General features: G+C 40.1%; 8 protein-coding genes. 4 read left to right on the top strand and 4 right to left on the bottom strand.

From position 1 onward, the window contains the following. Positions 1–253: 253 nt before the first annotated feature. Both D0T85_RS15175 and D0T85_RS15170 read right to left on the bottom strand, forming a co-directional pair. A complete protein-coding gene (locus tag D0T85_RS15175; RefSeq protein ID WP_239060737.1) occupies positions 254–1318 on the bottom strand; it encodes a YhcG family protein in 1065 nt (354 codons plus the stop codon). Between the two features lie 35 nt (positions 1319–1353). Further along, positions 1354–3339: a hypothetical protein gene (locus D0T85_RS15170; protein ID WP_163214374.1), complete on the bottom strand. Its 1986-nt coding sequence runs from the start codon at positions 3337–3339 to the stop codon at positions 1354–1356. Positions 3340–3801: 462 nt separating this feature from the next. Between D0T85_RS15170 and D0T85_RS15165 the strand changes: the two genes are divergently transcribed. Continuing rightward, complete coding sequence (locus D0T85_RS15165; protein ID WP_203558494.1) at positions 3802–4371, top strand: hypothetical protein; 570 nt, start codon at positions 3802–3804, stop codon at positions 4369–4371. Positions 4372–4379: 8 nt separating this feature from the next. Here D0T85_RS15165 and D0T85_RS15160 read toward each other — a convergent pair whose 3' ends face one another. Both D0T85_RS15160 and D0T85_RS15155 read right to left on the bottom strand, forming a co-directional pair. Beyond that, positions 4380–5066, bottom strand: coding sequence for an HAD family hydrolase (locus tag D0T85_RS15160; RefSeq protein WP_163214372.1), 687 nt, complete (start codon positions 5064–5066; stop codon positions 4380–4382). Between the two features lie 133 nt (positions 5067–5199). Continuing rightward, entirely contained in the window at positions 5200–7962 is a 2763-nt protein-coding gene (locus D0T85_RS15155) for a DUF6493 family protein (protein WP_163214371.1), read from the bottom strand. Positions 7963–8169: 207 nt separating this feature from the next. Between D0T85_RS15155 and D0T85_RS15150 the strand changes: the two genes are divergently transcribed. The 3 genes from D0T85_RS15150 to D0T85_RS15140 all read left to right on the top strand — a co-directional run bounded on the left by D0T85_RS15150 (position 8170) and on the right by D0T85_RS15140 (position 11010). After that, positions 8170–9018 (top strand): Rpn family recombination-promoting nuclease/putative transposase, encoded by an 849-nt coding sequence (locus tag D0T85_RS15150; RefSeq protein WP_163214370.1) that lies wholly within the window; start codon positions 8170–8172, stop codon positions 9016–9018. Between the two features lie 253 nt (positions 9019–9271). Further along, the gene (locus tag D0T85_RS15145) at positions 9272–10591 is read left to right on the top strand and encodes an ATP-binding protein (RefSeq protein ID WP_163214369.1); all 1320 of its coding nucleotides are present in this window, start codon (positions 9272–9274) and stop codon (positions 10589–10591) included. A gap of 2 nt (positions 10592–10593) precedes the next feature. Then, entirely contained in the window at positions 10594–11010 is a 417-nt protein-coding gene (locus tag D0T85_RS15140) for a hypothetical protein (RefSeq protein ID WP_163214368.1), read from the top strand. The last annotated feature ends 12 nt before the right edge of the window (positions 11011–11022 follow it).

Raw genomic sequence — 11022 nt, 5'->3', positions numbered from 1 at the left:
TCAACGGCCTACGCAATGATGTTACATGAAAATGCGAGGCTGTAGGCCTCGAAGCGTATTTGTATGCAAGCTCCGAGGCTTACAGCCTCGCATTCCATGCGGTATTCTTCATCGTAGGCCGTTGACCTACGCTAGAAGCTATTAGGCCGTTGGCCTATTTTTGAGTTATTGTATGACAAAAGCGAAGCCTCCGTGTTCAGCACAAGGAAAAGCTCCGTGTTTCTGTGTCTCCGTGTTTTTATTAATGCAGGTATCATTTGGGCAACATTTCCTTTTGATGCTGCAATCTAAAAAAAGCCTTTTGACGTTCAATTTCGTTTCGAAGTTCCTCTTCTGATGGCATATAAAGCATATATTTTGATGCATAAAGTTGCTTATTTTCGTTCAGAATGGAATATCGCGCAATGTCTTCATCGGTTTCCGAGCAAAGAATAATGCCAATTGTGGGGTTGTCGTCTTTATCGCGTACTCGTTCGTCATACATTCTCACATACATATCCATTTGCCCTACATCCTGATGAGAGATTTTTGTTGTTTTAAGGTCAAGAAGAACAAAGCATTTTAAGCGATAATTATAGAACACAAGGTCAACAAAATAATCTCTTTTTTCGGTACGAATAAGTTGTTGGCGACTGACAAAGGAGAAACCTTTGCCTAGTTCGAGTAAAAATTTTTGCAGATTGCCAATGATAGCCATTTCGAGTTCGGACTCAGTGAAATCGGTATTCGGAGCAAGTCCGATAAACTCGGCCACAGTGGGATTTTTAATAAACTCTAGCTTGTCTTGCTCAAACGCTTTGGTTAAGGATTTCATCTCAGCCGCAACATTGTTTTTGTTTTGAGAAAGCAATAAGCGCTCATAATATTGGGAACTGATATTCCGGTCGAGGGTTCGGTAACTCCACATTTGCTCGGCAGCTTCTTTCAAATACCAGGCACGGGCTTCGGAGTTGGAGACTGTTAGTAAACGCTTATAATGTGACCAAGTCAATATTCTCCACGGTGTAGAGAATATTTCAGAAAAGGTTAAATAGAATAAGCGAAAATTATACAAACTGGGAACAGAAAACCCTTTTCCAAACTCCTTAGTTAACTCTTTCGACAATTCTTTGAGCAATTGTGTGCCATAGTCGGCTCGTTCTTTTCCCTGTTGTTCTTCATCAACAATTCGTTTTCCCATCTGCCAATAGGCTTCGACCATAGCAGAATTTATGGCCGAATATGCTTTTTGGCGTGCCTGAGTTACTATCTCCTTGATTTCGTGGATGAAATTGGAACTATGCATCAAAATATCAGTCTTTTTTTGTGGAGGGTTCATACTTATAAAAACTTTGTGTCAAAGATACTTATTTATTAAAACCTTGGCAACCCATAAATCAATTCTTTATCTACCTCACTCTGATTTTTCAGTATTTCAACAGCATCAGGGTATGGAAAAGGGTCGCCGGTTATTTCGTCTTTCCTTTCTGCCTGAATATTTTTCCAAGCATTAACTGCATCTATAATCCGGCTTACTACCCACTCTCCTTTGCATCCTTTTAAAATTTCCCACCCATATTGCTTTACAAAAATAAAGTTTTCTTCCTCGCTGTAATCTTCTTCCTCATAATCTTCTTCATAATCTTCTTCGTAGTCCTCTTTTTCGGAGATGCAATAAAGTTCTACATCTGCTGCAATCTTTTCCTGATGCTGTGGAGGGGTGTACGACAATAATTCCGAAAGTATTGGCAATGTATAGGGGGTATATTCAATGAAATTATGATAGGGTTTTATTAAACAAAAATATTCGGACGATAGTTTTCCTTGGCGTGCCAATGTGAGCAGAGCAATGGCGGTTAGCTCTATATTTTTAATAGTTCCTTTGGCTTGGTCGGTTTTAATTTGCCGACAAAGGAATGTAATTGCAACATCGCTCTTGCTGTATAATGCATCAGCAAAAAGAGAAATTAGTTTGTCTGTTTTTCTTTCTTTAATACCATCGCCAAAAGAACTGTGAAGGGATAAAGTGCAACGATGGTCAGAAAATACTTCCTGAGCCAGCGCCCAAGTATCGACAAGAGAAATGGCTCTGACAACAGCTTGCCTGCTGAAATATATTTCATTCTCAAGCCAGCACTCTATTTTATACCACAATGGGGCTCCGGTTAATTCGTCGTAATTGGTAGATACTTTTTTGCACAGCAACTCGTCACTTTGGTTTAAGAGACGTTTCAACGCAAATGTATTATCCGGAAGATGGTATTGCCGAAATGGGTATAATTCAATATTTTTCTCCATGCATTGACGCAAAATACGGATTTGCAATGGACTTAATTCTTCGTATTGGTAAGGAATTTGCCGATCGACGGGGAATTCATTCTGAATGGCACGAGTCAACTTAATGTTTGCTCCCAAAATCTTTCCACTCTGATTTTTGAGCTGTATCAAATCTTCTATTGAGGTTACCTGAGGTGCAGGAGGAGCTTCGGTGTCGGGTTGACTGAGCAAGGTTTCTGTATCGACAGCATACAGCCAAGCTTCGGCTGCCATATCCTGAATCTGATTCCACGAGAAAGCTATATAAGGATACTTCTGTTCGGCCAGATAGTAAAGCAATTGTAAAACATCGGCATCGGTTTCGTTAGAGAATGCCAAACAGATAGCCGAAGCACCTCTAACTAACAATGAGGGACTTTCGTACATCATTTTTTTTACTACCTCGATGTGTTCTGTCAATCTACGTTCGGCTGCAATAAATCCTTGGGCTATGATGGCAGCGGCTTGCCTTGTTGGGTTGCTGTATTCAAGATTTAGATAATCGGGCAATACACCTTTATACAAACAAAGCAGTCGTTCTACCTCTTCGTTTTCGGTTTCCAGGTAAAAGGTTTTCAGCTTATCGGCGTATTTTAGGATTTCGTAATGATACTCTCGTTGGCGAGTCATTACTAAATCGTTGGGTGTATTTATAAAATGACTTTCGCCCAAAGCTATTCTCGCTAAGAAATAAGATGCAGCTATGGGTTGTGTGTGTTCTACATTTATAATCATGTCGACCAGAAAAGGTATAGCCATACCCGAGGCTTCATATACCGACCCTTGATGCGTTGTGGCTGCATAAAGACCATAAGAAGCAAATTGATTGTCACCTTCGTTATCACTGGCAAGTCCCTCTATATAATAAGGAGTAAGTGTGGCAGGTCCATAGGCATCTTGTGCTTTTTCCCATGATTGGTTGTACAATCCGGGTGGTATATAGGGAGATTTGCCTACCAGAGGAGGACGCTCAACATTATCGTTGATTATTTCTTCTTCTAGTTCTTGCTCAATATCCCATTGGGGAAGGAGGTTTAAATTCATTGTATTAATTTTAGCTGTTATTGTGTTTATTCCTATTCATAAAAACAAAGATATAAGTTTGCAGCGTAAAACTATGCATCCAGATAACTAAAAAAAGTATGATTGAAAAATGTTTCCAATAGCCCGCTTCTTGTTTAGCTATTTTACAACTCCAAAAAACAACAAATTAGGAAAATCTTCCAACTTCACCCTCGTTATACGTGCTACAGAGCCGTTTTTATGGTGCATTTTCAAAATGCTGCATTTTGCACTTACGAAATGCTGCATTTCGTCGGATCAAAATGCTGCATTTCGAAAGTGTGAAATGCTGCATTTCGAAATCACGGTTTGCAGCATAACAAAATAGTAACTATTTACGAATGGATAAAAGTAAACAAAATGTGTTTAAGAACGGAGTTTATAGCAGTTGGCAATTATATTTTATTTAAGTTTGCAGGCAGAACATCTATAAATAAGGATACAATGGATAGGAAAGAACAGAACAATAAACTACTCTCATACAGTCTTATACGATTTGTTTCGCTACCTGCGGCAGTGATTACTACAGTTATTTTATTAATAATTTCACTATATTTAAGTGTACTCAGGGAAGATACAGCTTTTTGGATACTCTTGATTTTGACAGGCATAGAAACCATTGCTTGGCTAATATGGGGAGCAGGAACACTATGGAAAAGTAATAAACAGCAACGGCCACGGTTGATAATGATTAATGTATTGATAGTTGCATTATACATGGGATTCCTTAGTATGGGATATGAACTCATATTCGGATATAAACTTGATATGACGGAAAAGAGTCCCTGTGGTAACTATACGATAGAGGTTTATATTCCCAAAGTTCGTTTTACTATGCCCGGAGACGGTGGTCTCTACAGCAATCCTATAAGAGTAAAACTTAAAAACAATTGGGGATGGACAATAGATCAGACCCCAAGAGGACGTGAACCTATTTACAGGGATGCTGAGTTTAGATGGGATTATACTCAAAGGCTCTTTTGGTATACGAAGGTGGACTGTCTGGAGTTTTGAAGATTCCCTTATAGACAATTCAATATTTCATTAATCGTTTTTAGTTGAATAAAATTCTCATGTTCTCCAACATGTTCCTGCTGTTCGTGAGTCCAGGTAACATGATAGGGAATATAAGCTCCATTGCCTCCCAGCTCCAGAACAGGTATAATATCGGATTTCATGGAATTGCCCAACATTAAAAAGTTTTCGGGTCGACAGTCTAAATGTTTAAGCAATTTTTGATAGTCGTTTACCTTTTTGTCGCTCATAATCTCTATATGATGAAAATAGGGTTCCAATCTCGAATTCTTAAGCTTTCTTTCTTGGTCTAACAAATCTCCTTTGGTTGCTACAATAAGTTTATAATCTTTTAGTTGATTGAGCGTTTCTTCAACGCCAGGTAGTAATTCGATTGGCTTTTGTAATAACTCGCGACCCATCCGAATAATTTTATCAATAACATCGGCCGATACGGTTTTGTTGGAAATTCTGTTTGCAGTTTCAATCATGCACAACACAAATCCTTTAACTCCATATCCATAGAGAGGCAGATTCTTCATTTCAGTCTCAAAAAGTTCTTGCGAAACTGTATGTTGAGGATGATAGTTTTTGAGTAAGATACAAAACTGTTCTTCGGCTTCCTGAAAGTAAGGTTCGTTTACCCACAAAGTATCATCGGCATCAAATGCTATGGTTGTTATATTCTTATTCATTTTATTATATCTAATGAAAACTCGTCTGGTCGTATTTCACCACAGAGTTCACAGAGTTTTAAACTTCCATGCGGCATCGTATTTAGAACTCTGTGTAACTCTGTGAACTCTGTGGTGAAATCGTACAATTCCTTCATGAATAATTCAGGCTAGTACCTTCCATGCCCCAACTTCTCCAATGGGGCACGCCCGATATATTCGGGCGACATTGGGTAAGTGCCAGCAATTCATTATAAAGCTCCAACAGTTTCTTTAGGTTCTTGATGGGCTTTTGGGGCAGTTGTTGCATGAGGGCTTCGAGCATAACTACCAACGACTGGTTGTGCTTATGGCTTACACCAATCATATAAGTCGACATACAATCTGCAAGGCGTTTGAGAGGAAAGGCTTCCATGGCTTCTATTTTTCCTAAAGCGGTACCTAAACGAATGGGGTCGAGCCTGTTTGCTGCCATGTTTTCCGACCAGATGGCAAAGCCGTAATCTTGTACTGCTTTCACCTTGGCAAACAGGAAGCAAGCCAACGCCATGTAATGCATTTCGTGGAAGGGTCTTTTCAATTCGTGTACCAGACGGGCGGTGAGCAATGCCAAGGTTTGTTCGGGCACTTCGCACATATCGCAGTTGGCAAAGCAGAAGGTGATTCTACCCAGAAATAGGTCCGCATTGTTGGGACAGGCCAGGTAGGGAAATAGCATCCAGTCTTTATGGTCGCGGTCGTAAAAGAAGTGCGAAGCGGATATTTTATCGACTCCCCATAGATAGCGATAAAAGAGTTTATGGTCTTTGAGTTGGATTTGGGATTCAACATTCGTTATACGGAAATGCTTCCATTCGTATTGGCCATTGTATCCGGTGTTGATGTATTCTTCCCATTCAATTTCTCCGGTTATGTAGGCTTTCGGGATGGTGTGGTAGCCATACGGTTCAAGTTCCGGATGGTATTGTGCCGACCGTTTGGTAATGGCAGCAGTCATCCACCACGAAGGGTGTTCGATGGGCGATTCAATGGGTGCGTTTTTATCCAACAGGAAAATGAATAGGTGTTTCAACTCTCCGGTTAAGGATTGGCTGGCTTTTATAAGTGCTTCTTCCGGAAAGTCGGTAACACAGCGCTGAATGGCAAGTTGCATATCCATATCGCCCGGTTCTATACCCTGTTGCTGATAGGCGGCTATTCTATCAATCAGGGTTAATGGGTTAATCCACGCAGGAGTGTGCGTTGGGGTTGATAATAAAGGAAGGGCATCCTGATTCTTTATCTTCTCAATAGCTTCGATGGCGATTTGCCGGAATCCCGTATAGATAAATTCAACAGATAGGTCTTTCAGAGTAATCTGCCTTTTGGTGTAGTAGTTACTTTGTTCGCTTCTATCCTTATCTACTGTATCCATTTTATCCCGGAAGGTTTGCAACTTTTTGGTTTTCTCCGGGAATTTGTGGATCAGATACTGTGCGTAATCAGTCATGGTAATATAAGGGATACTATCCAGTATTGGCACTCCCCATTTGTACAGCCGACTATATACTTTCTTAAAGGCAGGTTCAAGTAATACAAGGTCTGCCTTGGTTACTTGGTTTCCCCAGACTACCAGATTATTCAGCAGGTGATCGAAGAAATAAGGTTCCGAAGAATCTACTGCTTGTGTAAGGAAGAATGCAAAGTCTTCGGTGGATTGAAGAGTGGGAATCCGGTTTTCTTCTCCGATAACGGAAGGCAGTTCTACCAACAACTCTTCAGCGCTGATGGGTGTTGGCGGTTCTATTTTATCCAGATAGTCGGCAAGCAGTGAGCGAGTGTTCATCAGTAAATTGTCGGCGTATGCTGCCAGCAAGGCTTTGCTCTCCGAACCGGGAGAGGCATATTGGGTAAACAATTCTGCTGCTTTTTTCTGAATGGCTTCGTCTTTGGAAAGGAATGCTGTACAGAGCATTGCAATGATTTCCGGGATGAAATCTTTCTTCCGCTTTAAAATCACCTCTACTACAGACAGCGTGGAGGTGAGGATTGCTTTAACTTCCGAGCCCAGAAGTAAAGGAAGATTGGACAGGAACTCCTCTGTACCAAACTGAGGGTGAACAGCCAACTTCTTGAGAAGTTTCACTGTGTGGGTAACAGGTTTAGACCAGATACAGGTGAGCGTTCCGAAGAGTTCGGTTTGCAATGCAAGCAGTTCGGCTTCAGTAGGCTGCATGGCTGCAAACAGATCTGTAAACCAACCGGTAAGCACTTTGTTGAAGTTGCGGTTTACAGCCAGCAGACTTTCTCGCAAAACCCGCATGCGATCCAGTCGGCCTTCGGCTGTATATTTAATAAAGGTATCGAACCAAAGGCATTTGCTTGGCGATTGATTCGCTTCTCCAATGGCTGTGTTATTGCTGTACCAAACTATATTGGATGGAAATTCAAACAGCCACCAGATATGCTTATCAAGAGTAATGGGATAGCTTTCAAGAATTTCGGGTGTCCAAATATCATTCTTTGTAAATATAACATCGGGGAGAATGGAAACAACCATTTCGGGTGTGAGCGTCAGATAGCCGGCGGCCTCCCATTTAACTAAGTATTCATACTCATGGTTGAAAGGGTATTCCGCAAAATCTTTCGGACAGAACCAGGGGAGTATCGCATCCAGTTCCTGCGGCGTGGGCATACCCCAGCGTAGGCTTTTCTTTGCCTCGGCGGGAGGCAAGCAAACAAACATTGCAATACGGTTGGTATATTTTTTTTCCCAGATGCCTTCTTCCTGTCCTTTCTCCCAAGTATCATGATAAGTATCGTATTTCCGGGTTTCAGGGGCAAGTGCTTTTCGTTCTTCGGGTGTCAGGCTTTTCAGAAAGGTAATTATGCCGGCTCTGTCGGCCTTTTCTATGTATGTCAGGAGTTTCTCTTTCATGGTGTTGGTTTCAACTTGGTTTGCGAGAACGAAGATACAATTATTTTTCAGAGGGCATGTTAAAAGTATCATAAGAAGTGCTGATACAATATCATTTCCGAGTATGGAAAGAGAAATTAACCGACAAGTTTTTTTAATACATTATTTATTGATACCTTTGTTAATACTTACAATAAAGAATATTCATAGAACCAAAATAATATATTCATGCGATACCTTGACCCTAAAGCCGACTTAACATTCAAGCATGTATTTGGCGAACATCCGGATCTGGTTATGAGTCTGCTCAACGCCCTTCTTCCACTAGAAGAAGACGAAGAGATAACCCACATTGAATACCTGCCCTTAGAAATGGTTCCGGATAATCCTTTGCGCAAAAACAGCATTGTAGATGTGCGTTGTAAAGACAAGTTGGGACGCCAATTTATCGTAGAAATGCAAATGATATGGTCGCCCGAGTTTAAACAACGTGTCTTGTTCAATGCCTCTAAAGCATACGTCCGTCAGTTAAACGCCGGCGAGCAGTACGAACTATTGCAACCGGTGTACTCGCTCAATTTAGTAAACGAAACCTTCGAACCTGGTTTAGAGGACTATTATCATTATTACAAATTGGTACATGTTGAGCACTCTGAAAAAGTAATTGATGGGCTTCATCTTATATTTGTAGAACTTCCTAAGTTTACCCCCAATACATACACTGCCAAGAAGATGCAAGTATTGTGGCTTCGGTACCTTACCGAAATCAGTCAAAATACACGCGAGGTTCCGCAAGAACTTTTGGATAATCCTCAAATTAAAAAAGCGGTTACTGCTTTGGAAGAGTCAGCCTTTACTGATGAGCAATTGTTGATGTACGAGAAATTCTGGGATACTATCAGTGTGGAAAAAACGCTTATAAGTAGTGCGGAGCGAAAAGGAAGAGAAGAAGGAAGAGAAGAAGGGAAAAAAGCCCAGAATATTGCCAATGCGCGTACAATGAAACAACTTGGTGTAACAATAGATATAATTTCGAAAACAACCGGATTGTCTGTTGATGAAATAGAGAATTTATGAAAGGATTTTAGTTCCGAAATGGTCATTTCGGAAATGATCGTTTCGGAATAATTAAACTGTAAGGATTGAAACAAGTCATAGTAGACTTAGTTGCAATGACGTTGTATGTTCTGTTTCTCGAACCGTATAGAATTGAAACAACATTCTATTTAATTTAAGAACAGGAGAAGAGCATATCTTAATCGAACTGTATAGAATTGAAACTGGCTTGCGCCTTGGTATGAGGCAAACGCCTTAATAGTACTGTATAGAAATGAAATTTTATAATAGAGAAAGTGAGATAGAAAAGCTGCAAAGCATTCAAAAACGCTCATTAGAAAATGCTCAGATGACAGTTGTAACCGGACGAAGGCGTATTGGCAAAACTCAGCTATTATTAAAGGCAACCGAAAACCAACCTACACTTTATTTCTTCGTTGCACGAAAAGCAGAAAACTTTCTTTGTCAAGACTTTGTACAAGAAGTAAAAGACAAATTAGGAATCCCTATTTTGGGCGAAGTAACCAAATTTAGCGAACTCTTTAAATTCTTGATGGAACTCTCCAAATCGCAAAGTTTCAACCTCATCATTGATGAGTTTCAGGAGTTTTACACCATTGCTCCATCCGTTTATAGCGACATACAACATCATTGGGATGTGAACAAAGACTTAAGTAAAATGAATCTGTTGTTAAGCGGTTCTGTCCATTCTTTGATGCATAAAATATTTCAAAATTCAAAGGAACCACTATTTGGACGCGCTACTGCATTACTAAAAGTAAAACCTTTCAATACTCCTGTGTTAAAAGAAATTCTTGCTGATCATCATCCAGAATACACTTCAGAAGATTTATTGGCTCTTTATGCCTTCACCGGTGGAGTAGCCAAATATGTTCAGCTACTAATAGATTCCGGCTCATATACTTTGGAAGCAATGTTGGATTATATAATCAGAGAAGATTCTACTTTTATTCCTGAAGGGAAAAACATGCTAATAGAAGAGTTTGGCAAAGAGTATGCAAACTACTTTACTATACTCTCTGCTATTGCCAGAGGCGAAAATACAAGAGCAAAAATAGAGGCTGTTGTAAACCGGGAAATTGGCGGTTATCTTACAAAATTGGAACATGATTATGGACTTATATCGAAAGTGATTCCTATTTATGCTAAAGTAGAAACAAAGAATGCACGTTATACATTAGATGATAATTTCCTTTCTTTCTGGTTTAGGTTTGTCTATAAATACAGTTACATGGTAGAAGTGGGAGGATATGGTCAATTGAGAGAGATTGTTGTACGTGATTATCCTACATTCAGCGGAAAGATATTAGAACGCTATTTTCGAACACAATACATGGAACAGCAGCGTTATACTCGTATTGGTGGCTACTGGGATAGGAAAGGAGAAACTGAAATAGACATGATTGCTGTCAATGAATTGGATAAAACGGCCCGGATTTGTGAGATAAAACGTAATGCTGGCAATATTAGTATGGATAAACTAAAAGAAAAAGGCAGTCAGTTTGTCAAGGCAACCGGAGAACTGAAGGATTACGAAATAGAGTATCAAGCGCTTTCAATGAAAGACATGTAATTATGAAAATAAACATCCGCCTCAAAGCCATAGGCAAGCGAAAGCCCATCCTCGAACTACATCCGAGAATCATCCCAGACAATCTTACTACTGTGGAAGACCTCATTGCTACCCTCGTTCTTGAAAATGTGCGAGAGTACAATGCTAAACCTGTAGATGCCCCTATGTTTCAATTTCTTACGGAAGAAGCCTATGCCGATGCTCTGCACATTGGAAAAGTATCATTCAACGACCGGAAAAACGAAAAGCAACAAGATGAGCAACAAGCCATCGACAATGCACTGCAAGCCTTCCGCGATGGTATCTACAGGGTATTGATCAATGAAACCGAGGTGCAACCGGGAGAGAAAATACAGCTTAACGAAGAAGATATACTTACTTTTATCCGCCTCACCATGTTGGCCGGAAGAAAATTCTAATCATCATATTAC

The sequence above is a fragment of the Bacteroides sp. 519 genome (assembly GCF_010500955.1).
Taxonomy (GTDB): Bacteria; Bacteroidota; Bacteroidia; order Bacteroidales; family Bacteroidaceae; genus Bacteroides.
Note: the sequence above shows the minus strand (reverse complement) of the source record. Positions and strands in the feature narration are given on the sequence as shown.